Genomic DNA, 23,202 nt, shown 5'->3' with positions numbered 1-23,202 from the left:
AAGACACTAAAATAATACTTATGAACGAAGCAATACGAGAACTAGAACCAAAAGCTTTATGGAATAAATTTGCCGATTTAAATGCGGTACCACGTCCTTCTAAAAAAGAGGAACGCGTGATAGCTTTTATGAAAGATTTTGGGAATAAATTAGGACTTGAAACAATAGAAGATAAGGTCGGTAATGTTATTATTAAGAAACCAGCTACTGCAGGCATGGAAGACAGAAAGCCTATTGTTATGCAGTCGCATTTAGATATGGTTCATCAAAAAAATAATGATACTGATTTTGATTTTGATACCCAAGGTATAGACATGTATGTTGATGGTGATTGGGTTCGTGCTAAAGGCACTACATTAGGAGCCGATAATGGTTTAGGAGTTGCTACTATTATGGCAATTTTAGAAAGTACAACTATTGAGCATCCCGCAATTGAAGCTTTATTTACTATAGATGAAGAGACCGGTATGACTGGTGCTATGGGGCTTGAAGGTGGTTTGTTGGAAGGTGAAATTCTATTAAATTTAGATACCGAAGAGGATGACGAAATAGGAGTAGGTTGTGCAGGAGGTGTTGATATTACTGCAAAGCGTACTTATAATGAAGAAGAAACTCCAGAGTTTAAAACGGGTTATGCTATAACAGTAAAAGGCTTACAAGGTGGGCATTCAGGGATGCAAATTCATGAAGGTTTAGGTAATGCCAATAAATTAATGAACCGTTTATTGTTTGATGGTTTTGAAAATTTTGGTTTACGTATAGCCTCAATTAAAGGTGGGAGTTTGCGTAATGCTATACCTAGAGAAAGTCATGCCGTAGTTGCAATTGATACCATACATGAAGATGCATTTGTTATGGAAATGGCACAATATGCACAGATTATTAAAAAAGAGTTTAAAACCATGGAACCTGATTTAAAAATAGAGGTTTCTAAAGTTGATACGCCAAGTCATATAATGGATTTAGGTGTGCAAGAAGGTGTAACTCGTGCATTGTATGCCGCGGTTAACGGAGTGTATAGAATGAGTGCCGATATTAAAGATTTGGTTGAAACATCTAATAATATAGCACGTGTAGTTATTAAAGAAGGTACTATTGAAATAGCTTGTTTAACAAGATCGTCTGTAGAAAGTGCTAAATGGGATTTAGCAAATAGCTTGCGAGCAACTTTTGAACTTACAGGCTGTGAGGTTGCCTTTTCAGGTGAGTATCCAGGATGGACACCAAATATGGATTCTAAAATACTAGAAGTTTTAGAAAGAATTTATATAGATATGAATGACGAAAAACCACATGTAGCAGCTTGTCATGCAGGCTTGGAATGTGGTATTTTAGGACAAAACTACCCGGAAATGGATATGATTAGTTTTGGTCCTAATATAAAAGGTGCTCACTCTCCTGATGAGCGTGCTCAAATATCTTCAGCACAGAAATACTGGAAATATGTTTTAGAAATTTTAAAGCAAATTCCTAAAAAGTAGAGTTGTAAGTTACTAGTTAATCAAACATAAAAAAGCCGCATAATCAGCAAGATTATGCGGCTTTTATTATATGTATTGGAAATTATTTTCCTTGAATACCTTCAATTTTTAAGTCGAAAATTAAATTGGTATTTGGAGGAATTGGTCCTGAACCATTTTCACCATAACCTAAATAAGACGGGATAAAAACTTTAGCTTTATTACCAACATTCATATTTAACATAGCTTCTCTGAAGCCTGGAACCAAACCAGCTGTTTCATTATAGATCATTGGGAATGGCTTATATCCACCTTGGGCATCACGCTGTGCATTGTACATGTTGTTAGCTTTTGCTACATCAGCCCAGCTAGTGTCAAATAAACGGCCGTCTTCAAAAAATCCTGCATAGTTAACAAGTACTTTATCTACGTTAGTTGGTTTTGTGTTTTCGCCTTCTTCCATAAAAATCATAACAACGCCTGTCTCTAATTTTTTAACCGTTCCAAGACTCTCGTTTTTTGATATGAAATCTTCCGCAGCAGCAGCAGCAGATGCTTTAACTTTTTGGCGAGCTTCTTCTTTTTGTTGCTCTTGCTTTTCTAGAACTTTAGGTAATTCAACAGCGTATACTTCAGCAGCATTAAAATCTTCAGCAGCTTTTCCAACTCTAATAATGTTTAATTTTTCAATAATAACAGGTTCGATAGGCTTGTTGTTTCCTGGTTGTACTGCTACATTAGAAATGGTATCTAATACATCTAAACCAATTACAACTTCACCAAATACACTGTGTTTGTTATCTAAATGTGGTGTTGGTACCTCAGTAATAAAAAACTGACTTCCGTTTGAATTTGGACCAGAATTAGCCATAGATAAAATTCCTGGTTTATCGTGCTTTAAGTCTGGATGAAACTCATCAGTAAACTTGTAACCTGGATCTCCAGAACCTGTACCTGTAGGGTCTCCACCTTGAATCATGAATTTGTTAATTATACGATGGAATATTAAACTATCGTAATAACGCTTACCTTTAAATTTTTCAGATACATTTGGATGTGTACCTTCTGCTAATGCTACAAAATTAGCTACGGTAACTGGTACTTTGGTATAAAAAAGTTTGGTAACCATAGTGCCTTTGTTTGTAACAAATTCAGCATAGAGGCCATCGCCTAAATCTGGATATTTTTTCTGACTACAAGATGTAAAACTCACTAGGAGTGTTAAAACTAATAATTTTACAGTATGCTTTAAAGTGTTCATTTTAATAATTTAAAAGGTTGATTTAATATAATTTTATTTAGTCTGTTGTATATCTAATAAGGTTACATGGCAGATTAAAGGTACGTTGGTACCAATTTTATTTTCATCGCCATAGTATCCGTATGCTTTTTGAGATGGAAATAAAAAGGTAGCTGTTTCGCCTACACGTAATAATTTTAAGCCTTCGCGTAAACCTGTAAATAATTCCTGCTTATCCATAATGTAGGTTTGAGTTTTTAGCTCGTCCTTACTATATATGGTGTTTTGGTTAATATCTTTAACGTTATATTCGTAAATTACGGTATCACCAAAACTAGGTGTTTTAAGTGAGTCCGATACTTGTGTTTCGTAAGCATACCAGAATCCATTTCCTGAGGCTACAAAATTACGGGATTGGTCTTCTTTTATAAATTCTTCAAAAGCGGCATGTTCACGTTTGTTTAGTTCCTTATTTCGAGCTACGGATTTATCTATAAACGATCCTGTTTTAGCAGAGATAGGTTGCCTTGCTTCAGGAGATTTGCAAGCAATTCCAGTTATAAGTAAAAATATAAGAAGCAATAACTTATTCATTTTTCAAGGCTTTGTTGTAAGTTGGTAATATACTAATAAATTTTTCAACTGTTTGACTTAAGTTTAAATCACTTTTACCACCTGCGGCATTGGTGTGACCGCCTCCTTCAAAATGAGCGCGAGCAAATTCGTTAACTGAAAAATCACCTTTAGAACGAAACGACATTTTAATGATGTTATTTTGCTTGTCTTCAATAAAGATGATAGCAAAAATAATATTTTGTAATGATAGGGCATAATTAACAAAGCCTTCTGTATCACCTTTTTTGTAATTGTATTTTTGCAGTTCGTCTTGTGAAAGTGTTATATACGCTGTTCTATACTCAGGAATAACGTTTAAATTAGTTAGTGCCTGACCTAGTAATTGCATACGCTGAAAGCTATTAGCGTCTAAAACTGCATTATGTATTTCTGAGGACTCGGCTCCTTTATCAATTAAATATGCTGTTACTCGATGAGTTTTGCTAGTTGTAGATGCAAATCTAAATGAACCCGTATCTGTCATGATACCGGTATATAAGCATGTAGCAATATCTTTATTAATTTTATCCTTATCACCAAGCATGTCGATAAAATGAAATACCATTTCACAGGTAGAACTCATTGTTACATCTGAATACATATACGTAGCATAATCATCAGGTTGTTGGTGATGATCAATCATGATTTTCATAGCATTACTTGCAGCAACACTAGTTTCCATATAGCCAATTCTGCTTAGCGCATTAAAATCTAACGTGAAAATAATATCGGCGTTCTCAATTAATTGATCACTAGTTTCTGTTGAGGTATCGTATTTTAAGATGCTATTTTCAGCAGGCATCCACTTTAAAAAATCCGGATAATCGTTAGGAGCAATAATAACCGGTTCCTGATTTAGAATTTTTAAATAATGATACAAGCCTAAAGAAGATCCGATGGCATCACCGTCAGGATTTTTATGCGGTATAATTACTATTTTTTTTGGTGTTTGTAAGTGGCCTTTAATGGCTGAGATTGCTTCTTTTTTCATAGGCAACGAATATACAATTTTTTAGTATTGGATTATATGGTTTTTATTAAGAAATACATTACTTTTGCACGAAATTTAAAGAGGCTTAATTTATAAATAAAGCGTTTTTTAATATTAAATTTTAATAAAAGAACTTTAACTTAAACAAAAGAATGGCAACAAACAGAACTTTTACCATGCTTAAGCCAGATGCTGTTGAAAACGGACACATTGGCGCAATTTTAGAAAAAATCAATGCTTCAGGCTTTAGAATAGTCGCGTTGAAAAAAACACAAATGACAAAAGCTGATGCTGAAGCTTTTTATGCTGTTCATAACGAGCGTCCATTTTTTGGTGAGTTAGTTGAGTTTATGACACGTGGTCCTATTGTTGCAGCTATCTTAGAAAAAGATAATGCTGTTGAAGATTTTAGAACTTTAATTGGTGCTACAAATCCTGCTGATGCAGCAGAAGGAACTATCCGTAAGTTATACGCTACTTCTATGGGAGAAAATGCTGTTCACGGTAGTGATAGTGATGAAAATGCAGCTATTGAAGGCGCTTTTCATTTTTCAGGACGTGAAATGTTCTAGTATAAATAAGACATTTACATAATGTTAAAAAGCCTAAAATAGTATTTATTTTAGGCTTTGTTTTTTTTCAAAAGGCTATATTAGTGCTTACTAAACATAATAGCTATGAAAAAAATATTCTGTCTAGTGTTTTTAGGTTTACTTTTTAGTAATACTTTATTAGCACAATCTTCTCAAATTGCCATAGATAGATTACAAAAACACACACAAGCGGTAATACGTATCAATAACCAATCGGGGGTGCCTGAGTTTATTAAATTCCCTGTTAATAAACCACTTACGTTATCTGGAGGAACTGTAGAAGAAAAGGTTCAGTCGTTTTTCGAAACCAACCCTGGTTTGTTTGAAGTCAAGCAAAGCAGTGAAAACTTTAGTTTTGAACCTGTTCAAGAAGATGCTAACGGATTAGCATCTGTAACAATTAAGCAACAGTTTTTTGGAGTGCCAATCTATGATGGGCAATTGCGGTTTCATTTTAATAACAAGCAAGAATTAACTGCTATCAACGGTAATTATATCCCGGGTATTAAAATAAATCCGAATCCAACAATTTCTGTTTTGCAAGCTCATGAGGCTGCATTTACAGTGGTGAATAATCAAGATATTAATTATTCTGGAAAACCTGTTTATGCTTTTGAAACAACACTATATGTTTTTCAAAAAGGATTAGCTGAAAGTAATTTATCTGGTCAGTTTTTAGCTTATGAAGTTGAGGTTAGAAATGATGTAGATGTTAGGGAATACGTGTTTGTTAATGCGCATGACGGTAGCGTTGTTCAGCAATTTACGGGGATGCCTCATGCTTTAGATCGTGTTGTTTATGAGGGCAACGTATCTAATCCGGTTTGGGAAGAGGGTGATGATTTACCTGGCGATTTAACCATATGGCAGCAAAATGAAGTGATTGCCTCAGCGCATGTTTACAATTTCTTTAATAATACATTTGGATATGTGTCTTATGACAATGCCGATGCTACAATGCGTACCATTAACAATAACCCTAATATATCTTGTCCAAATGCCAATTGGAATGGGGTAACAGCCAATTATTGTAATGGTACAGCAACCGATGATGTTATAGCTCATGAATGGGGACACGCCTATACTGAATATACGAGCGAATTAATATATTTCTGGCAATCGGGAGCAATTAATGAGTCATACTCTGATATTTGGGGAGAAACAGTTGATTTAATTAATAACTATCAAGATGACGATGAGGATGTGTCTTTACGTACAGGTTGTAGTAGTTCTGACCGTTGGCGAATAGGTGAAGATGCCACTGCCTTTGGTGGTGCAATTCGCGATATGTGGATGCCTACCTGTAATGGTGATCCTGGAAAATTAACAGATGGGCAATACCGTTGTGGAGATGGTGATTTTGGAGGTGTGCATTCTAATTCCGGAATTCCAAACCATGCCTATGCATTGTTAGTTGATGGCGGTACTTATAATGGTCAAACAATAACAGGTATTGGGATAACTAAAGCGGCTCATATTTTTTGGCGTACTCAAAGTACTTATTTAACAGCAACAAGTGATTTTTATGATTTAGCCGATGGGTTAGAGGCTTCTTGCTTGGATTTATTAGGTGTTAATTTAGAAGGCTTAACTACCGAAGATTTAGCTGCGGGGCCTTCTAACGAGCAAATTACTATGGATGATTATAATCAATTAGTTAAAGCGCTTTTAGCTGTAGAGATACGTGTCGTACCTGAATTTTGTGGATATGAAAGTGTGTTTGCTGATGCTGCAGATCCTTGTGAAGCTGCCACAAATCATGCTATTTTTTATGAAGATTGGGAAACTGGGTTCGGGAATTGGTCTTTTGAACAAGTACCTGTTAACCCGTCCGTTTGGGATGATAGAGATTGGATAGTTAGTAATAGTTTGCCTCAAGGCCGATTAGGGCAAGCCGCTTATGCTACAGCGACGGATATAGGTGATTGCGTAAACTCGTTGCAGAACGGGATAATTAGGCTAGAAAGTCCATCAGTGCTATTGCCATTGGATTATCAAGATGGTGATTTTGAAATGACATTCATGCATTATTTCGCTACAGAAGAAGGGTGGGATGGTGCTAATATAAAATACCAACTAAATGATACTGGAGACTGGCTTGTTTTACCTGCAGAAGCTTTTACTGACAATCCATATAACAAAGAGATTAATAGTTTTAGTGCAGGTAATGATAACCCTATGGCTGGAGAAGATGGATTTTCAGGGGCCGATGGCGGTTCAAATTCAGGGAGTTGGGGGCGTAGTACTGTAAATTTATCATCAATATCAGAAATAGTTCCAGGTACGCGTATTAAATTTAGATTTGAAATGGGAACAGACGGTTGTAATGGTCGTATTGGTTGGTATATAGATGATATAGCTGTTTATAACTGTAATTATGCGCTATCGGTTGATGATTTTACGGAGCTTGAAACTAGCATAAACGTATATCCAAACCCTTCAAATGGGTATTTTACTTTAGTAAATAATACTAATTTAAACCTAAATAAGGCTGATGTAATGGACATTAATGGGCGTATTATAAAATCTGTTGATTTAACTAATGCACAACAAAAAACAGGAATCGATATCTCTCATGTTGCATCAGGTTTATACTTTGTAAAAGTATATAGCGGTGCCGCAAGTACGGTTATTAAATTAATAAAAGACTAATTAGAAATTATACAAGTAAGAATAAAAAAACCTCGCTATTTAGCGAAGTTTTTTTATTAATGAATTAAGGTTTTATTAAGTAAGTATTTGATTCAAGAAGCTTAATGCTCGTTGTTAGCGCAATATTAATTCCTTTATAATAGGCTTACCTAAACTCTCATTAAGCATTGAAATTATTTTCACTTTACCGTAACTTAATTCTTCACGTAATACACTGGAACTAAGTTGTACATATAAAGTTTCGCCTTTTAGTTGAATAGCTGTAGTGTAATTATTTACGCCGTTTCCCATCATATTACGCCAAGTATCTTCTACGTTTACAACATTTAAACCTTGCTCTAACCGGTTGGTTTCAACAAATTCTTTCAGAGCATCTGCAATCGTTAAATTTTCATTATTTCGTTTAGCCATTAGTCTAAGTTTAAAGGTTGATAACGTTTGTACAAAAATACATCATCATTTTTATTTACCACTTTTAATTGTGTTTTAGTTGCAAACAAAATGGTTTCTTTCCAGTTATCAAAAGCCGTTTTATAATACACGTTTATGCTATCGTTTTCAATTTTAATTTGAAAAAATTCGGTATCATTTGATGTTTGAAAGTTACCTGTAAAATTGGGTTTCATTTTTTTTCTAAAACCACTTAAAGAGTCATTTAAACTAATAAAATCTATCGTGTCGTTATAGTTGTAAGATTTAGAAGTTCCGTCTTTAAGTGTTGCTGTTTCAATTTCCCAATAACCTTCAATATGTTTTAAGGATGCTTCAGGACTATTTGAGCAATTGCTAAGCAAGATTGTAATGACAACAGCTAAGAGTTGTTTAAACCAATTTAGTTTCATGTAAATAGGGGTTTTATAGTTTGAAAATTTCATAAGATTGGTGTACTTGTTTTATAACAGCTTCAGTGCGTTCGGCATGCGTGTCGGAAATAAAAAGTTGTCCGAAATTCTCATCATCTACTAATTTAATAATCTGTGCCACACGCTGTTCATCTAGTTTATCGAAAATATCATCCAATAATAAGATTGGATTTATTTTACTTCGTGACTTGATAAAATCGAATTGCGCCAATTTTAAAGCTATTAAAAAAGATTTTTGCTGACCTTGACTACCAAATTTTTTAATGGGATGTTCAGCAATATTAAAAACCAAATCGTCTTTATGAATACCAACACTAGTATATTGAAGCGCTTTGTCTTTATTAACCGCTTTTCGTAAAAGTGTTTCTAATCGCTCTGTACTTAAATCACTTTCATAATTTAATTCTACAGACTCATTACCATTACTAATGGCTTGATAACGATCCTTAAAAATAGGGATGAAGGCTTCTAAAAAAGCCTGTCGTTTTTCATGAATTTCATGACCATATTGATCTAATTGCAAGTTGTAAACTTCTAGAGTTTCGTTATTGAATGTATGGTTTACGGCAAAATATTTAAGTAATGAATTTCGTTGCGCTAAAATCTTGGTGTATTTTAAAAGTGCATCTAAGTAGCTTTTATCGCTTTGTGAGATAACACCATCTATAAATTTACGACGGGTAGCACTTCCTTCAATAATTAAATCTCTATCGGCAGGCGAAATGATAACCAGTGGAAGAAAACCTATGTGGTCGCTATATTTATCATAAATTTTCCCATTGCGCTTTATGATTTTTTTTTGCCCACGTTTTAAACTAACCACAATTTTTTCTGGTGCATCATTTTTTAAATATTCCCCATTTACTACAAAAAAAGCTTCATCATGTTTAATGTTTTGAGATGCTATAGGGTTGAAATAACTTTTTCCAAAAGATAAGTGATAGATAGCGTCTAGCACATTGGTTTTACCCACACCATTATTTCCTACAAAACAGTTTATTTTGTCGTTAAATACAAAACTGCGTTCATGAAAATTCTTATAATTGAGTACCGATAAGGATTTCAAAATCATATAAAAAGAAACTTAAAAGGGATTTATGGTTAAAAGATGTGCAAATTATTGAAAAATAACAAATAAATAGGCTTTCAAATCTAAAGAAAAATTCTATTTTTGCGGCGCATTAATTTATAATATATGGCAACTTACAAGAAGAGAGGATATAAAAAACCTGAAACTAAAGAAGAAATTCAACCAGATGTTGAAGAGCAATCTACAACTGCTGAAGTTTTTAACACATTAGACGAAAGCGCTTCTAAAACAGAAGACTGGGTAATTGGTAACCAGAAATACATTTTTATAATTATAGCTGTTGTTGCTGCCGTTGTTTTAGGTTATTTAGGATATAATGAATTTGTAGCTAAACCAAAGCAAACGGAAGCTATGAATGACATGTATCAAGCTCAAAAATATTACGATCAAGCTGTAAACGCGACATCGGAAAAAGACTCATTATTTAATTTAGCATTAAATGGTGGAGCTGGAAAATTTGGTATGCTAGATATCGTTTCTGAATATAGCGGAACACCATCTGCTAATTTAGCAAACTACTATGCAGGTATGGCTTACTTAAATATGAAAGATTACAAGAATGCTATTTCATATTTAGAGAAGTTTACAGGAGATGACGAAATTTTAGCGCCTATGGCTAAAGGATGTATTGGAGATGCTTTTGTGCAATTAAACCAACAAGAAGATGCTTTAGGTTATTACGAAGATGCAGCAAACATGCGTGCAAACGAGTTTACAACACCAATGTTTTTATATAAAGCGGGTGTAACTGCTTTAGATTTAGGTAAAACGGATGTTGCTCTTAAGCACTTTAAAGCAATAAAAGAAAACTACCCAAGCTCTACTGAAGGAACAAATATTGATATATTTATCGGTAAAGCAGAGGCATTAGCAAGTAACTAAATACATGGCTACAGAAAATAAAAATTTATCAGAATACGATAAAGCTACAATCCCAAACGCGAAAAACTTTCGGTTTGGGATTGTTGTTTCTGAGTGGAATGATACCATTACAGAAGGGCTTTATTCAGGAGCGCTACAAGCATTGTTAGATAACGGTGTACCACAAGATCAAATAACACGTTGGGATGTTCCGGGGAGCTACGAATTGATTTTTGGGTGTAAAAAAATGCAACAGCAAGATGTTGATGCTGTGATTGCTATAGGAAGTGTTATTCAAGGAGAAACAAAGCATTTCGATTTTGTATGTGATGGTGTTACACAAGGTATTAAAGACCTTAATATTATGCATGATGTGCCAGTTATTTTCTGTGTTTTAACAGACAATACTATGCAACAATCTATAGATCGTTCAGGTGGTAAGCATGGTAATAAAGGAACAGAGGCAGCTATTGCAGCTATAAAAATGGCTAACTTAAATACAAAGAGTTAATACCAACATTTTACTTTATATAATTACATCAGGTTCTAATTTTCTTTTTAGAACTTGGAAGGGCTATTTTGTTAACAATTTTTGGCAATCTGCATAAGCTTATTCCTTGTAAATTCAGTACTTTTGAGGTTATAGCAACTAATAAAAAAGTACATTGGCTAAAAAAAATAAAAGTTTTAGTTATAAACCTAGATTCCAGGATGCTTCTGTAAGCAAGCAGCAAGATGCTATTCAGGAAAAATGGGCCGATTTAAAAAGCACACGAAAACGAAAAAGTAGTTTTTTAACTTCACCACTATTTTTGGTCTTATTTTTGCTAACTATTTTAATAGTGATTTATGTACTAGGTCGCTACGAATAATAAACAATTATGGGAGTATTTAATACGCGAAAAAATAAAAGATATAGCTATACACCTCGTCATTACAAAGGTGAAGGGAGTCCTTATGAAATAAAACATAAGTTTGATGACTTTCGGTCTACTGTAGGTAGCAACAATGGTTTAAAATCTAAAATAAACTCAGCTTGGGACGATTATAAAAATAATTCAGATTCTCATGCCAACCGACGTGTCCTTATTATTGTAGGCATTTTAGTGTTTTTATTTTTACTCATTATTGGTTTCGATTTATCCATATTCTTTTCTAATTACTAATGGCAGATATCATTCAGTTATTACCCGACCATGTAGCAAATCAAATAGCTGCAGGTGAAGTTGTTCAAAGGCCTGCTTCGGTAGTTAAAGAACTACTAGAAAATGCTATTGATGCCAAGGCTTCTGAAATTAAATTACTTATTAAAGACGCTGGTAAAACATTAGTACAGGTTATAGATAATGGTTGCGGTATGAGTGTTACCGACGCTCGTTTTAGTTTTGAACGTCATGCTACTTCGAAAATTAAATCGGCAGACGATTTATTTCAATTAAATACAAAAGGTTTCCGTGGTGAAGCCCTAGCAAGTATTGCAGCCATTGCTCATGTTGCTTTAAAAACCAAACAAGATGCTGACGATGTTGGGACACAAATTGTTATTGAAGGGAGTGAAATTAAAGAGCAAGAAGCTGTTGTTACACCTACCGGAACATCGATAGCTGTAAAGAATTTGTTTTTTAATATTCCGGCTCGTCGTAATTTCTTAAAATCCAATACCGTAGAATTGCGTCATATTGTTGATGAATTTCAGCGTGTTGCTTTAGCTCATCCCTCCATTCAGTTTTCTATGTATCATAATGGAAGTGAGACGTTTCATTTACCCGAAAGTAATTTTAGGCAACGTATTGTTAATTTATTTGGAAATAAAACCAATGAAAAATTAGTACCTGTTAATGAAACAACAGAAGTGCTAACTGTTTCAGGCTTTGTAGGTAAACCCGAGTATGCTAAAAAAACCCGAGGCGAACAGTTTTTCTTTGTAAATAATCGCTTCATTAAAAGTGCATATTTAAACCATGCTATTAATTCGGCATTTGATGGTCTTTTAAAAGATGGAACGCATGCTAGTTATTTTTTAGATTTAACCGTTGACCCACAAACGATTGATATTAATATTCATCCAACTAAGACAGAAATTAAGTTTGATGATGAGCATACGCTTTACGCCATTTTACGATCGGCAGTTAAGCACAGTTTAGGGCAGTTTAGTATTGCACCGGTTTTAGATTTTGACCGTGATTCTAATTTTGATACGCCTTATAATTTTGAAAATAAAGAAGCTCAGACGCCTAAAATAGAGGTTGATAGAAGCTTTAATCCGTTTCAAGAAGAAAGTCGATCTAAAGCTTCCTTTAATACGGCGTACAAAAAAGAAGCTACCGGAAATTGGGATAGTTTGTACGTTGGAATGGAATCTAAAGGAACCAAATCGGCAACCGATTTTAATGAAATGCACTTTGAAAGTCATGAAGAAACCGGTACGATGTTTAAAGACGATACCAGTTTTGAAACTAGACAGTCTACCTATCAGCTACATAATAAGTATGTTGTAAGCACAATAAAATCAGGAATGTTGGTTATTGATCAACATCGTGCTCATCAGCGTGTTTTATATGAGAACTTCTTGAAACATATAACCATAAAGGAAAGTGTTAGTCAGCAGTTATTATTTCCTGTTTTGGTGTTTTTATCACAGCAAGAAATGGATTGCATAAAGCAGGTTCAAGAAGATTTAGAGCACACAGGTTTTGTGTTTGCTGATTTTCATAATGACCATATTGAAATTTCTGGTGTGCCTATTAGTGTACCTGAAAGCGAAGTAACACTTATACTAGAGCAATTAATTAGTGATATAGAAAACGAAGTGCCAGATTCACATTTTAGTGCTACCGATTTATTAGCAAAATCTATGGCTAAGAGTTTGGCTATAAAACGCGGACAATCGCTATCTTTGGTGGAGCAGGAACACTTAGTTAATAGTTTATTTGCTTGTAAAGACCCGAATAGTTCACCAACAAATCAGGCAACGTTTATAACTATAAGTGTTGATGAATTAGATAAAAAATTTATATAAGTAACATTTTATGATGAATAATATAACCGATACCGTAAAGCATTTAATCATTATAAACGTGATTATGTTTGTAGGTACCATTTCAATTGGCGGTAATGCACTTGGCTATAATACGCTATTTTATGATTGGTTTGCGTTACACTTTCCGCAGAACGGTAATTTTCAACCTTGGCAGATTATATCTCATATGTTTATGCATGGTGGATTTATGCATATTTTGTTTAATATGTTTGCTTTGTGGATGTTTGGAACAGCTGTGGAGCAACGCTTTGGGGCTAAAAAATTCTTGTTTTTCTACATCTCATCAGGGTTAGGAGCAGCCATTTGTATGATTGCCTACTATTATTTTACATTTTATTCTGGCTTGACTACACTTACTGATGCAGGTTTAGATAAAGTAGAAATTTTAGATACTTTAAAATCGGGTATGTATAACACAGGATGGGAAAACATATTAGGCGGTTCCGATTTTCAGCAGTTTATGAGTGTTTTTAATGGTACCATGGTTGGTGCATCGGGTGCTATTATGGGAATTTTAGTTGCTTTTGGTATGTTATATCCAGAATCCAAACTGATGCTTATATTTTTACCTATACCTATTAAAGCGAAGTATTTTATTCCAGGAATTATTGCTTTAGATTTAATTTCCGCAATAACAGGACAATCATTTTTTAGTCCAAGTAACACCGCATATGTAGCACACTTGGGTGGTGCTTTGACAGGGTTTTTAATTATGTGGTATTGGAAAAAGACACAGTTTAATAAAAACCGTTGGGATTAATATGACAAATTTAAATCAAGATATTCGCAACAAATTAGAAAACTTGAATGTTTTTGAAAAGCTTATAGCTGCTAATTTGGCTGTGTTTTTAGTTGGACTCATTCTAAATTTAGTTCTTAAATTAAATTTAAACTGGTTTGAACTACCAAGTACTCTTGGAGAGTTTATTGTCCAACCTTGGAGTGTTATTAGCTATGCATTTATACATTATGATTTTTGGCATTTCTTTTTTAATATGATTTGGCTTTATTTTATTGGAGGGATGTTTACTAATATGTTCTCTGTTAAAATGGGACTCAATGTCTATTTTTTAGGCGCTATTTCAGGTGGCCTTCTATTTTTATTAAGTTATAGTTTATTTCCAACTGTATTTGAATCACCAACAAGACTAGTAGGAGCATCAGCAGCTATACGTGCATTGTTAATCTTTTTATGTGCTTATATGCCTCAAATGGAGGTTCGGTTTTTTACGTTTAATATAAAGCTTTGGTATATTGGGGCAGCCATTGTTGCTTTCGATTTTTTAGGAGTCTTAGCAGGAATAAAAGATCCGTTAGTTGGTAACGCAGGTGGTAATTTGGCTCATTTAGGTGGCGCTTTATTAGGTTACGTGTATGCTAAGCAATTACAAAAAGGGCAGGATATAGGAAAAGGGTTCGAAAAAATTATGGATCAGTTTACAGCGTTATTTAAAAAAGGAAATAAATCGCCTTTAAGAACGGTTCATAAAAAGAAGTCCAGTAAAGTTGCAGGTTTTTCTAAAGAAGAATTTAGCGAATTTAATAAGCAAAAAAAGATAGATTTAATACTAGATAAAATTAGTAAGAGTGGCTATGACAGTCTAACAAAAGCTGAAAAAGAGTTTTTATTTAGAGCTGGTAAATAATGAAATTAGTTATTTATAATGCCATGAATATTAGTGGTCACGTAGTTCTGTTGAATATTTAATTCTAGTGCATTAATCATATATGAAAAACTTAAAGTTAATAGATAAATTTATATACCTTTTAAATGGTCTATTAGCTTTTGTGCTATTGTTATCTTATCTCTTACCGTTTGTACCTCCAAATGCCTTTGCTTTGCTTTCTGTATTGAGTTTAGGTGTTCCTTTTTTAATTTTACTAAACGTTATATTCTTTTTGTATTGGCTTATAAAGCTCAAAAAGCAGTTAATTTTATCCTTAGTGGTTTTAATAATTGGCTATTTTAGTTTTGGTTCGTTGTATAAGTTTTCATCTGAGGATGATCAGGTTCATGAGCACCAATTAAAGGTTATGAATTATAATGTGCGTTTGTTTAATTTATACGATTGGATACCAGAAAACGATTTACAATCCAAAATGGTAAGTTTTATTAAACAGAAAGCTCCAGATATACTTTCAATGCAGGAGTATCAGCATAATTCAGATATTGATTTGTCCTTTTTTAAATATAAATTTGAAAAATTATCAGGTAAAAAGATAAAGTCTGGCCAAGCAATCTTATCACAATACCCAATAGTTAACTCGGGGTCAATAGAGTTTCCTGCAAGTGATAATAATGCAATTTTTATTGATATTTTAAAAGCAGAAGATACCATCCGTATATATAATGTTCATTTACAGTCTTTGAAAATAGACACAAATATTGATAAGTTAAACCAAGAGGATTCTGAACGTTTATTGAAGAAAATTGAACGTACATTTGTTAAACAACAATTTCAAACCGAACTATTTCTAAAACACAAAGAAGCTTGTCCTCATAAGATGATTATAATGGGAGACTTTAATAATACTGCATTTTCTTATGTTTATAAAGAATTAAAAGGTGATTTAATAGATACCTTTAAAGAAGCTGGAAATGGTTTTGGAAGAACTTATGATTTTAAATTTTTTCCAATACGAATAGATTTTATACTAAGCGATCCTTCATTTGAAGTTACCGATTTTAAAACTATTGATGACAAATATTCGGATCATTATCCCATACAAGCTACACTAAAGTTACATTAAAGCACAATCGGCTGTATCTGCAATTATATGTATAATTAACCCTATAGCTACGAGTCTTGTCTTTTTAGGTATCAGCAATAAAACATACAAAGCTATAGCCCAGTAACTATGTAGGGGATGAAAGTTGATACTACACCTATTAGGAGCAAAAATAGGATTAGCCAACAGGTGATCTAAATCTATAAGCATGGTGGATACCATTATTAAATAGGCTTTCAACCAGTGTTTTTTATAGAAAGAAAGCGCTACAATTAATGGTACAAGGAAATGTATGTTGTAATGTACTAAAGTTTGTAACATTACCAGAATACTTTTTGAGATTCTAAATACTGTAAGGTATTGGGGCCTTCGTTAAAAAGTAAGTCTAATATACTGAGGTTATTTATATAGCCATGTTTGGTTGTGAATACCTGTGTGTAGGGTTCAAGCATTGGCGCAATTTCTCCCTTAGCTTTTGCTAAATAGCGCAGATCTATAAAGTTTTCGGTGTCCTTATTATAAATTGTAGTTTCTGTAACTTCAGGGTCTATTTGAATACACTCGCATATAGCCTGAAAACAAGCTAGATTAAAAGCCATTAAATTGGTTGCTGGTTTTTCAAAAAGTGGCTTTAAATCATCTTCATAAAACTCAAAAAAAGGGGATGTTTTATAAGCAGACTCTAATGATTTCCAATGATTTCGTTGCCAATCTTCAGTATTGAACGGAGAAACATCTTTGTAAAGTTGTCTGTTTTTCTGACTATGGATTACAGGTATGTTTAGCAACAACTTACCATTAGCTCCATAAATATAGCTACGGTTTCTATAGGTTTGTTTTTGAAAATTATCCGCCATTTCAAAACAAACTGTCTTTGCCTGTGCAATAGCAACAAAATGTGCAATACTTGGAAAGTAAGTTGGATGGATAATAATTTTCATAAAAACGAGACCTATTTCTTAGACATTTTCTTTTTTATGCTTTCGCCATTTACTAAATCCAAACCATGCAGCTAATAGTATCAAAAACGGAATAAAATAAGATACCGGTTCTCCGCTACCATTTACAGTAGTAAAGAGGCGTTCCCAACGTATTTTTTCTTTAATTCCTTGACCATTTCCATTGTAACTCATCCAAATGAATATTGGTTTCCCTACTACGTGATCAAATGGTACAAAGCCCCATGATCTAGCGTCTAGTGAGTTATGACGGTTGTCACCCATAAGCCAATAGTAGTCTTTTTGAAATGTATAGCTTGTAGCTAGTTCGTTATTAATATAAATTTGATTGCCTTTAACTTGTAAGGTGTTATTCTCATATTCCGTAATAGCGCGTTTGTATAATGGTAAAACCTCTAAGTTTAGTGCCACTGTAGTACCTGCTTTAGGGATATATAGCGGACCAAACCAATCGTTATTCCAATTATAATTTGGGTCATGAGGAAATACACTAGCTTCACGTTCGCCAGATTCTCTGTTCAAACGCTCTACACTTTTAACATTAGGGTGATTTTTAAATTTCTCTAAGTTTTTATCAGATATACCTGGGAAATAACTCATTGAGTAATCCTGGTTGTACTGAGGGAAATCTGTAATGTTATAACGGCTAGATAAGATATAGTTGTTAAATGGACCGTTTTTAGTTTCTACTTTATAAGAAAATTGTAGCTCCGCTCTGTCTGGTAACTCGTTTTGTTTTCCATTAATATAAACAAAGCCATTTCTAACTTCTAACGAATCTCCAGGTAAGCCTACTGCACGTTTTACGTAATTAGTTTTCTTATCAATAGGTTTATAATAATTTCTATCGGCAGTTTTATACATGTTGTATAAAGTATCTACTGGCCAATTAAAAACCACGATATCATTTTGTGCTATATCTTGAAATCCTGGAATTCTTAAATAGGGTAGAGATAGCTTATTAATGAAAGATGTGTTTCTATTTTCAACATTATCATCATATAAGTATGATTTTGTGTTTATTACAGGTATCGTATCATGTACCATAGGTGCTGCAATAGTAGACATTGGAACACGTGCGCCATAATGAAATTTACTTACAAACAGGAAATCGCCCACCAAAAGGGATTTTTCAAGAGAAGAAGTAGGAATGGTGTAAGGTTGTATAATATAAGTGTGCACAACAGTGGCAGCAACAATAGCAAAAAGAATTGAACTTACCCAGTCTCCTAAAGGTGTTCTTGGTTGTAAACTACGTTCGCTTATATAGTTAACATCAGTTGCATAGTTTAGATAGTAATTATAAAAACCTAATGAAAATAATGCTAGAAATGTATCTGTTGGCGTGTTTTTGCCAAAACTTCTGGCTGTTTCAACCCAAACAACAGGGAACATAATTAAGTTTACAATAGGAAGAAATAATAAAATTGTCCAATACCAGGGACGGTTTATTATTTTCATTAATACCACAGCGTTGTATACAGGAACAAAAGCCTCCCAAGCTTGCCTATTTGCTTTAATATATAATTTCCAAGTTCCTAATCCATGAATAACTTGAATGATTAGGATTACTATAAGCCAATTTGATAATGCCATATAATTTTGTTTTGTCTTTTAATTTGTAGGTAACAGCAATGCTATGTTACGCTCATTACAGTTTTTAACCTATGTTTAACACATCTTTCATTGAAAAGATACCGGTTTTATCTTTGAGCCATTCGGCTGCTACAACGGCACCTAGTGCAAAACCTTCTCGGTTATGCGCTATGTGTTCAATATTTATTGTGTCGGTTGGGCTGTTGTATGAAACAGTATGCGTTCCGGGTACATCTTCAACACGTTTAGCAGTAATAGGGATACTGTTTTCTTTATTTGATACTAAATTCCAATCGCTATAGTTAGGGTGTTCTGCAATTATGGATTCGGCAAGTGTAATAGCTGTGCCGCTAGGAGCATCTAATTTTTTAGTATGGTGAATTTCTTCCATAGATACGTTGTAAGCATCTAAATTAGCCATCATTTTAGCTAATTGTTTGTTGAGTTCGAAGAATATATTTACTCCTAAACTGAAGTTAGAAGCATAAATAAAGGCGCCTTTTTCTTCTTCGCAGATGGCTTTAGCTTTCTCGTAATTTTCTAACCAACCTGTAGTTCCAGATATAACCGGAACACCATGTTTGATACATTTTACAATATTGAAAAATGCAGCAGTTGGAACACTAAAATCTATAGCTACATCAGCTTCAGTAATATCGTATCCTGCTTCGTCATTTGTTTTTATAACAATTTCATGGCCACGTTCAAGTGCTATTTTTTCAATAGTTTGGCCCATTCTTCCATATCCTAAAAGAGCGATTTTCATGCTTAAAATTTATAGTTAATAGTGATTCCTAGATCTCCTTTATAGTCAAATTCATTAATTTTATAATGCGGTTTGAAGGATAAGTTATCATCCACGTTGTATTGCAAGAGGTGAGCATCAACATTAGCCCATATTATATTTAGTGCGTAAATACCAACCGTAACCAATAATGATATTTCACGATTACGACTAAGTGTTTTTTGAGCTTCTCTTAAACCATCGTCTGTAATTGTGTTATAAAATTCATCGTCTGTAAAACCAGCCAATCGTCTTTTATAGGCGTCTCTATATCGGTTGTATTCTTTGTTATTGTCTAAATAGAAATAAATACCGGTTCCTAACCCTGCGTAAATAATAGGTATTTTCCAATATTCACCTAAATGTGCATGTCCTAACCCTGGCAGTACAGCTGAGTAAAATGCAGCTCTTGCTGGTGATAATGGATCTATAGGATCTGTAATTACTGCTGTTGATGTTACTTGTAAATTTTCAGAATCTTCGGTAAGTACTTCTTTTTTATCTTTGGAGTTTTCTTCCTCTTGCGCCCAGGAGTTGGAGCAAAAAGCTAAAATAACAAGTATTGCTATGGCATATTTATTTAGCACCTTTTACTAATTTTATAATGCGATTAAAGTCTTCTTCAGAATGAAAGGGAATCGAAATATTTCCTTTACCATTTTTAGCTACTTTTACATTTATTTTATGCCCAAAGTAATTAGAAAATTCATTGATGCCTTCTTTTACATAAGTTGGAACCGTTTCTTTTTCTTTAGCTTTTTTTGCGGGTTTACCTGTTTGAAATTCACGTACAAGAGTTTCTGTATCTCTAACAGACAACCTGTTTGTAATAATTTTTTCGTAAATGTCTAGTTGAACACTTTGATCTTCAATTGTAATAATAGCACGACCATGCCCCATGGATATAAAGCCATCTCGCATACCCGTTTGGATAATAGGGTCTAACTTTAATAAGCGTAAATAGTTGGCTATTGTAGATCGTTTTTTTCCTACACGATCACTCATTTGTTCTTGAGTTAGGTTAATTTCATCAATTAATCGTTGATAGGAAAGCGCTATTTCAATAGGATCTAAATCTTGACGTTGAATATTTTCAACCAAGGCCATTTCTAACGATTCTTGGTCGTTAGCAATACGTATGTAAGCCGGTATTGTTTCTAAGCCTAATAATTTCGAGGCACGAAAACGGCGTTCTCCAGATACTAATTGAAATTTATTGAACTCTAATTTTCTAACTGTTATAGGTTGTATAACACCTAATTCTTTAATAGATGTAGCGAGTTCTCTTAATGTTTCTTCATTAAAATTAGTACGCGGTTGAAACGGGTTAATTTCAATGGTATCAATATCTAATTCAACAATATTACCAATAACTTGATCGGCATTTTTGTCCTGACTAGAGTTTATATCGTTCGATGGGTCTTTTAATAATGCGGATAAACCTCTGCCTAAAGCTTGTTTCTTCGTCGCCTTCGCCATGTTTTAGGAGTTTTTATTAATAATTTCTTTTGCCAAACTTAAGTAATTAGAGGCACCTTTACTGCTTGCATCGTAATTAATAATGCTTTCACCATAACTAGGTGCTTCACTTAAACGAACGTTACGTTGAATAATTGTTTGAAAAACCATATCGTTAAAATGCTTTTGCACTTCTTCTACAACTTGGTTAGATAAACGCAATCTAGAGTCATACATGGTTAACAATAGCCCTTCAATATCTAAATCTGAATTATGAATCTTTTGAACACTTTTTATTGTGTTTAAAAGTTTTCCTAAGCCTTCTAAAGCAAAATATTCACACTGAATAGGAATAATAACTGCATGAGCAGCTGTTAACGCATTTAATGTTAATAAGCCTAGAGATGGAGCACAGTCTATTAAAATATAGTCGTAATCATCAACAATATCACCTAATGCTTTTTTCAGCATATACTCGCGTTGATCTTTATCTACTAACTCAATTTCTATAGCAACAAGATCTATATGAGCAGGAATTATATCTAAATTAGGCGTTTCGGTTTTTTGTACTGCTTCTTTAGCAATATTTGTATGTTCAAGTAACTGGTAGGTTCCAATCTCCACAGTTTCAACATCAATTCCTAATCCCGATGTAGCATTTGCCTGTGGATCAGCATCTATAAGTAATACTTTTTTTTCAAGCACACCTAGGGAAGCAGCTAAATTTACAGATGTTGTTGTTTTTCCAACACCGCCTTTTTGATTAGCTATTGCTATTATTTTGCCCATTAATTAGTTTGATTTAATTACGCGTAAAAATACAATTATTTGCGGTTTTAGAAAATGGAAGTTGTTAACAAAGCTTAAATATTTCCTTGTTTATCTTGTGTAGCTAATGTGCAATAGGTGTTTAACTATGGAAAATTTAATTCGTTATTTTTTTTAAAGTCTTTATTGGGTGATAAATCTTGAAAATAAGTATGCTTTCTGAATGGGGTTTTTAGTGTCCTATTTATAGTTATGAGGCTGTATGTGAGGGTTCTGTTGTAGTTTTTATTAGGTTTCAGGCATCTAATAAGTAGATAGTGTAAAAAAGAAATAACTAGCTTCTAATTCAGTGTTTTGCTTGAATTAGAAGCTAGTTATTTTATTGAAAAAGGTAAGGTTTAACTATTGCTTAGAAGCAGTATGTTAATTTAAATTGTAAGCTTGATACATCGTAACTTTGGTTATTTTGTGCTGATACTGACGAATTATCTACTTCAAATTTCATTTTTGGTTGGTAAATAAAAGCAGCTTCTATATTTTGGTTGAAAACATTAATAAAACTACCAACTGTAAAATTATAAGAAAGTAAACTATTTGCATCGTAATTTAAATCATGGGAAGGTTGCTTGTCTGTTACAGAAGACATGTTGTTAACTATAAGACCTCCTTTAGCACCAATAAATGGCGAAAACGTTTTGTTTTCTAAACGAAACATATAGTTTATACCAACCAAAGCAGAGTAGTACCCTGTTTCATTGAATATAATGTCTGATACTTGTTGATCTTTAGGGAAAAAATAATCAAAAGCTAAGTCGAAAAAGATACCACTATCGTTAGGGTTTGTAAATACATATAATTTTGCACCAACTGAAGGTGTGTTAATACCTGTACTTGAGTTACTTACAAATTTTTCAAAATCAGTAGTCATAAATGCGTAACCTAAAGATATACCAAATGCAATTTTATCGCTTTGTACTTTAGAATCTTCAACTGCTTGTTTAGGGATGATGATATTCTCAGATTTATTACAGTCATTATAACTTAAAACAAGTTGTTCAAGTACACTAGGTGTAATCATGTCTTTATTGGCATATGCCATGTCTTGAGTTGATTGGCATTTGTTTATGTACACGCTAATAATACCATAATCTAAAGTATTGTCTATTGTGTTGTAGTCTTTATAAGGTACTTTTCTTACTTCAAACTCGTCTTTAATTAAAAAGTAATCGTTACCACCTTTGTAAAGTGTTAAATCTCCAGAGATTAATTCTTCAAAAAATATGTTCTGCCTGTTGTAAGCTTGAATTGTATATTTTACATCATCTAAAATTACATAGTTGATATTTCTTACATCTTCTGTAGTTGTACTGCCATCTACTTCCGATTGGGTTGTAACACCAATAATATAATTGTTGGAATTGTATTCCAATTTACCCAAAGCTGTTTTGGTTGTACCATCAGCTTTGTTTAATTCCATGGTTTTGAAGTTTTGAGAAAACATT

Annotated in this window: 24 protein-coding genes; 10 read left to right on the top strand and 14 right to left on the bottom strand. The window is 33.4% G+C overall.

Going from position 1 to position 23,202, the window contains the following annotated elements:
* Positions 1 to 20 precede the first annotated feature (20 nt).
* Positions 21 to 1,481 (top strand): aminoacyl-histidine dipeptidase, encoded by a 1,461-nt coding sequence (locus ACW5R3_RS10095; RefSeq protein ID WP_456576893.1) that lies wholly within the window; start codon positions 21 to 23, stop codon positions 1,479 to 1,481.
* Between the two features lie 82 nt (positions 1,482 to 1,563).
* On the opposite strand, the gene ACW5R3_RS10090 is transcribed toward ACW5R3_RS10095, so the two are convergent.
* From ACW5R3_RS10090 to ACW5R3_RS10080, 3 genes are read right to left on the bottom strand one after another with little or no spacing between them, the layout of a single operon-like run.
* Positions 1,564 to 2,721 carry a peptidylprolyl isomerase gene (locus tag ACW5R3_RS10090; RefSeq protein ID WP_456576892.1) on the bottom strand — a complete coding sequence of 386 codons (1,158 nt, stop codon included), beginning with the start codon at positions 2,719 to 2,721 and terminating at the stop codon, positions 1,564 to 1,566.
* A 33-nt stretch (positions 2,722 to 2,754) separates the two neighbouring features.
* Positions 2,755 to 3,294, bottom strand: a complete 540-nt coding sequence (gene gldI / locus ACW5R3_RS10085; protein ID WP_456576891.1) for a gliding motility-associated peptidyl-prolyl isomerase GldI — start codon at positions 3,292 to 3,294, stop codon at positions 2,755 to 2,757.
* Complete coding sequence (locus tag ACW5R3_RS10080; RefSeq protein ID WP_456576890.1) at positions 3,287 to 4,306, bottom strand: DHH family phosphoesterase; 1,020 nt, start codon at positions 4,304 to 4,306, stop codon at positions 3,287 to 3,289. The genes gldI and ACW5R3_RS10080 overlap by 8 nt, the downstream gene beginning before the upstream one ends.
* Before the next feature lie 152 nt (positions 4,307 to 4,458).
* On the opposite strand from ACW5R3_RS10080, the gene ACW5R3_RS10075 reads away from it, so the two are divergent.
* Together ACW5R3_RS10075 and ACW5R3_RS10070 are read left to right on the top strand one after the other, a co-directional pair.
* Positions 4,459 to 4,878 (top strand): nucleoside-diphosphate kinase, encoded by a 420-nt coding sequence (locus ACW5R3_RS10075; RefSeq protein ID WP_456576889.1) that lies wholly within the window; start codon positions 4,459 to 4,461, stop codon positions 4,876 to 4,878.
* A 105-nt stretch (positions 4,879 to 4,983) separates the two neighbouring features.
* Positions 4,984 to 7,551 (top strand): M4 family metallopeptidase, encoded by a 2,568-nt coding sequence (locus ACW5R3_RS10070; RefSeq protein WP_456576888.1) that lies wholly within the window; start codon positions 4,984 to 4,986, stop codon positions 7,549 to 7,551.
* A 114-nt stretch (positions 7,552 to 7,665) separates the two neighbouring features.
* Here ACW5R3_RS10070 and ACW5R3_RS10065 read toward each other — a convergent pair whose 3' ends face one another.
* The 3 genes from ACW5R3_RS10065 to recF are packed head-to-tail and all read right to left on the bottom strand — an operon-like array spanning position 7,666 to position 9,486.
* A complete protein-coding gene (locus tag ACW5R3_RS10065) occupies positions 7,666 to 7,962 on the bottom strand; it encodes a DUF721 domain-containing protein (protein WP_456576887.1) in 297 nt (98 codons plus the stop codon).
* The gene (locus tag ACW5R3_RS10060; RefSeq protein ID WP_456576886.1) at positions 7,962 to 8,393 is read right to left on the bottom strand and encodes a hypothetical protein; all 432 of its coding nucleotides are present in this window, start codon (positions 8,391 to 8,393) and stop codon (positions 7,962 to 7,964) included. Before ACW5R3_RS10060 ends, ACW5R3_RS10065 begins: the two co-directional genes overlap by 1 nt.
* A gap of 13 nt (positions 8,394 to 8,406) precedes the next feature.
* Complete coding sequence (gene recF / locus ACW5R3_RS10055) at positions 8,407 to 9,486, bottom strand: DNA replication/repair protein RecF (RefSeq protein WP_456576885.1); 1,080 nt, start codon at positions 9,484 to 9,486, stop codon at positions 8,407 to 8,409.
* A 123-nt stretch (positions 9,487 to 9,609) separates the two neighbouring features.
* Here recF and ACW5R3_RS10050 point away from each other — a divergent pair, with 123 nt between their 5' ends.
* The 7 genes from ACW5R3_RS10050 to ACW5R3_RS10020 all read left to right on the top strand — a co-directional run bounded on the left by ACW5R3_RS10050 (position 9,610) and on the right by ACW5R3_RS10020 (position 16,156).
* On the top strand, positions 9,610 to 10,386 hold the full coding sequence (locus ACW5R3_RS10050) for a tetratricopeptide repeat protein (protein ID WP_456576884.1): 777 nt from the start codon (positions 9,610 to 9,612) through the stop codon (positions 10,384 to 10,386).
* Between the two features lie 4 nt (positions 10,387 to 10,390).
* On the top strand, positions 10,391 to 10,876 hold the full coding sequence (gene ribH, locus ACW5R3_RS10045) for a 6,7-dimethyl-8-ribityllumazine synthase (RefSeq protein ID WP_456576883.1): 486 nt from the start codon (positions 10,391 to 10,393) through the stop codon (positions 10,874 to 10,876).
* A 370-nt stretch (positions 10,877 to 11,246) separates the two neighbouring features.
* Positions 11,247 to 11,531 carry a riboflavin synthase subunit beta gene (locus tag ACW5R3_RS10040; protein WP_456576882.1) on the top strand — a complete coding sequence of 95 codons (285 nt, stop codon included), beginning with the start codon at positions 11,247 to 11,249 and terminating at the stop codon, positions 11,529 to 11,531.
* The gene (gene mutL / locus ACW5R3_RS10035) at positions 11,531 to 13,384 is read left to right on the top strand and encodes a DNA mismatch repair endonuclease MutL (RefSeq protein ID WP_456576881.1); all 1,854 of its coding nucleotides are present in this window, start codon (positions 11,531 to 11,533) and stop codon (positions 13,382 to 13,384) included. The genes ACW5R3_RS10040 and mutL overlap by 1 nt, the downstream gene beginning before the upstream one ends.
* A gap of 13 nt (positions 13,385 to 13,397) precedes the next feature.
* The gene (locus ACW5R3_RS10030) at positions 13,398 to 14,165 is read left to right on the top strand and encodes a rhomboid family intramembrane serine protease (RefSeq protein WP_456578828.1); all 768 of its coding nucleotides are present in this window, start codon (positions 13,398 to 13,400) and stop codon (positions 14,163 to 14,165) included.
* A 1-nt stretch (position 14,166) separates the two neighbouring features.
* A complete protein-coding gene (locus tag ACW5R3_RS10025; protein ID WP_456576880.1) occupies positions 14,167 to 15,051 on the top strand; it encodes a rhomboid family intramembrane serine protease in 885 nt (294 codons plus the stop codon).
* Positions 15,052 to 15,133: 82 nt separating this feature from the next.
* Positions 15,134 to 16,156, top strand: coding sequence for an endonuclease/exonuclease/phosphatase family protein (locus ACW5R3_RS10020; RefSeq protein ID WP_456576879.1), 1,023 nt, complete (start codon positions 15,134 to 15,136; stop codon positions 16,154 to 16,156).
* Here ACW5R3_RS10020 and ACW5R3_RS10015 read toward each other — a convergent pair.
* The 8 genes from ACW5R3_RS10015 to ACW5R3_RS09980 all read right to left on the bottom strand — a co-directional run bounded on the left by ACW5R3_RS10015 (position 16,148) and on the right by ACW5R3_RS09980 (position 23,177).
* Entirely contained in the window at positions 16,148 to 16,456 is a 309-nt protein-coding gene (locus ACW5R3_RS10015) for a DUF6122 family protein (RefSeq protein ID WP_456576878.1), read from the bottom strand. The genes ACW5R3_RS10020 and ACW5R3_RS10015 overlap by 9 nt on opposite strands.
* Complete coding sequence (locus ACW5R3_RS10010; RefSeq protein ID WP_456576877.1) at positions 16,456 to 17,076, bottom strand: WbqC family protein; 621 nt, start codon at positions 17,074 to 17,076, stop codon at positions 16,456 to 16,458. The genes ACW5R3_RS10015 and ACW5R3_RS10010 overlap by 1 nt, the downstream gene beginning before the upstream one ends.
* Before the next feature lie 18 nt (positions 17,077 to 17,094).
* On the bottom strand, positions 17,095 to 18,690 hold the full coding sequence (gene lepB, locus ACW5R3_RS10005) for a signal peptidase I (RefSeq protein ID WP_456576876.1): 1,596 nt from the start codon (positions 18,688 to 18,690) through the stop codon (positions 17,095 to 17,097).
* A gap of 64 nt (positions 18,691 to 18,754) precedes the next feature.
* Positions 18,755 to 19,456 carry a 4-hydroxy-tetrahydrodipicolinate reductase gene (gene dapB / locus ACW5R3_RS10000; protein ID WP_456576875.1) on the bottom strand — a complete coding sequence of 234 codons (702 nt, stop codon included), beginning with the start codon at positions 19,454 to 19,456 and terminating at the stop codon, positions 18,755 to 18,757.
* Positions 19,457 to 19,458: 2 nt separating this feature from the next.
* Positions 19,459 to 20,061, bottom strand: coding sequence for a DUF5683 domain-containing protein (locus ACW5R3_RS09995; RefSeq protein ID WP_456576874.1), 603 nt, complete (start codon positions 20,059 to 20,061; stop codon positions 19,459 to 19,461).
* On the bottom strand, positions 20,051 to 20,953 hold the full coding sequence (locus ACW5R3_RS09990) for a ParB/RepB/Spo0J family partition protein (RefSeq protein ID WP_456576873.1): 903 nt from the start codon (positions 20,951 to 20,953) through the stop codon (positions 20,051 to 20,053). Before ACW5R3_RS09990 ends, ACW5R3_RS09995 begins: the two co-directional genes overlap by 11 nt.
* Positions 20,954 to 20,956: 3 nt before the next feature.
* The gene (locus ACW5R3_RS09985) at positions 20,957 to 21,721 is read right to left on the bottom strand and encodes a ParA family protein (RefSeq protein WP_456576872.1); all 765 of its coding nucleotides are present in this window, start codon (positions 21,719 to 21,721) and stop codon (positions 20,957 to 20,959) included.
* Between the two features lie 388 nt (positions 21,722 to 22,109).
* Entirely contained in the window at positions 22,110 to 23,177 is a 1,068-nt protein-coding gene (locus ACW5R3_RS09980; RefSeq protein WP_456576871.1) for a hypothetical protein, read from the bottom strand.
* Positions 23,178 to 23,202 lie beyond the last annotated feature (25 nt).

This window comes from Algorimicrobium bowmanii, from assembly GCF_054031195.1.
The sequence above is the reverse complement of the archived record's forward strand: the minus strand, read 5'-3'. Positions and strand labels throughout refer to the sequence as shown.

Bases quoted from the DNA above. Each gene is read 5' to 3' on its own strand.
- mutL (WP_456576881.1), top strand. From the start codon at position 11,531: ATGGCAGATATCATTCAGTTATTACCCGACCATGTAGCAAATCAAATA.
- ACW5R3_RS10050 (WP_456576884.1), top strand. From the start codon at position 9,610: ATGGCAACTTACAAGAAGAGAGGATATAAAAAACCTGAAACTAAAGAA.
- ACW5R3_RS10095 (WP_456576893.1), top strand. From the start codon at position 21: ATGAACGAAGCAATACGAGAACTAGAACCAAAAGCTTTATGGAATAAA.
- ACW5R3_RS10030 (WP_456578828.1), top strand. From the start codon at position 13,398: ATGAATAATATAACCGATACCGTAAAGCATTTAATCATTATAAACGTG.
- ACW5R3_RS10010 (WP_456576877.1), bottom strand. From the start codon at position 17,076: ATGAAAATTATTATCCATCCAACTTACTTTCCAAGTATTGCACATTTT.
- ACW5R3_RS10015 (WP_456576878.1), bottom strand. From the start codon at position 16,456: ATGTTACAAACTTTAGTACATTACAACATACATTTCCTTGTACCATTA.
- ACW5R3_RS10060 (WP_456576886.1), bottom strand. From the start codon at position 8,393: ATGAAACTAAATTGGTTTAAACAACTCTTAGCTGTTGTCATTACAATC.
- ribH (WP_456576883.1), top strand. From the start codon at position 10,391: ATGGCTACAGAAAATAAAAATTTATCAGAATACGATAAAGCTACAATC.
- ACW5R3_RS10020 (WP_456576879.1), top strand. From the start codon at position 15,134: ATGAAAAACTTAAAGTTAATAGATAAATTTATATACCTTTTAAATGGT.
- ACW5R3_RS10070 (WP_456576888.1), top strand. From the start codon at position 4,984: ATGAAAAAAATATTCTGTCTAGTGTTTTTAGGTTTACTTTTTAGTAAT.
- ACW5R3_RS10075 (WP_456576889.1), top strand. From the start codon at position 4,459: ATGGCAACAAACAGAACTTTTACCATGCTTAAGCCAGATGCTGTTGAA.
- ACW5R3_RS10065 (WP_456576887.1), bottom strand. From the start codon at position 7,962: ATGGCTAAACGAAATAATGAAAATTTAACGATTGCAGATGCTCTGAAA.
- recF (WP_456576885.1), bottom strand. From the start codon at position 9,486: ATGATTTTGAAATCCTTATCGGTACTCAATTATAAGAATTTTCATGAA.
- ACW5R3_RS10080 (WP_456576890.1), bottom strand. From the start codon at position 4,306: ATGAAAAAAGAAGCAATCTCAGCCATTAAAGGCCACTTACAAACACCA.
- ACW5R3_RS09990 (WP_456576873.1), bottom strand. From the start codon at position 20,953: ATGGCGAAGGCGACGAAGAAACAAGCTTTAGGCAGAGGTTTATCCGCA.
- dapB (WP_456576875.1), bottom strand. From the start codon at position 19,456: ATGAAAATCGCTCTTTTAGGATATGGAAGAATGGGCCAAACTATTGAA.
- ACW5R3_RS09980 (WP_456576871.1), bottom strand. From the start codon at position 23,177: ATGGAATTAAACAAAGCTGATGGTACAACCAAAACAGCTTTGGGTAAA.
- ACW5R3_RS10090 (WP_456576892.1), bottom strand. From the start codon at position 2,721: ATGAACACTTTAAAGCATACTGTAAAATTATTAGTTTTAACACTCCTA.
- ACW5R3_RS09985 (WP_456576872.1), bottom strand. From the start codon at position 21,721: ATGGGCAAAATAATAGCAATAGCTAATCAAAAAGGCGGTGTTGGAAAA.
- lepB (WP_456576876.1), bottom strand. From the start codon at position 18,690: ATGGCATTATCAAATTGGCTTATAGTAATCCTAATCATTCAAGTTATT.
- ACW5R3_RS10025 (WP_456576880.1), top strand. From the start codon at position 14,167: ATGACAAATTTAAATCAAGATATTCGCAACAAATTAGAAAACTTGAAT.
- ACW5R3_RS10040 (WP_456576882.1), top strand. From the start codon at position 11,247: ATGGGAGTATTTAATACGCGAAAAAATAAAAGATATAGCTATACACCT.
- gldI (WP_456576891.1), bottom strand. From the start codon at position 3,294: ATGAATAAGTTATTGCTTCTTATATTTTTACTTATAACTGGAATTGCT.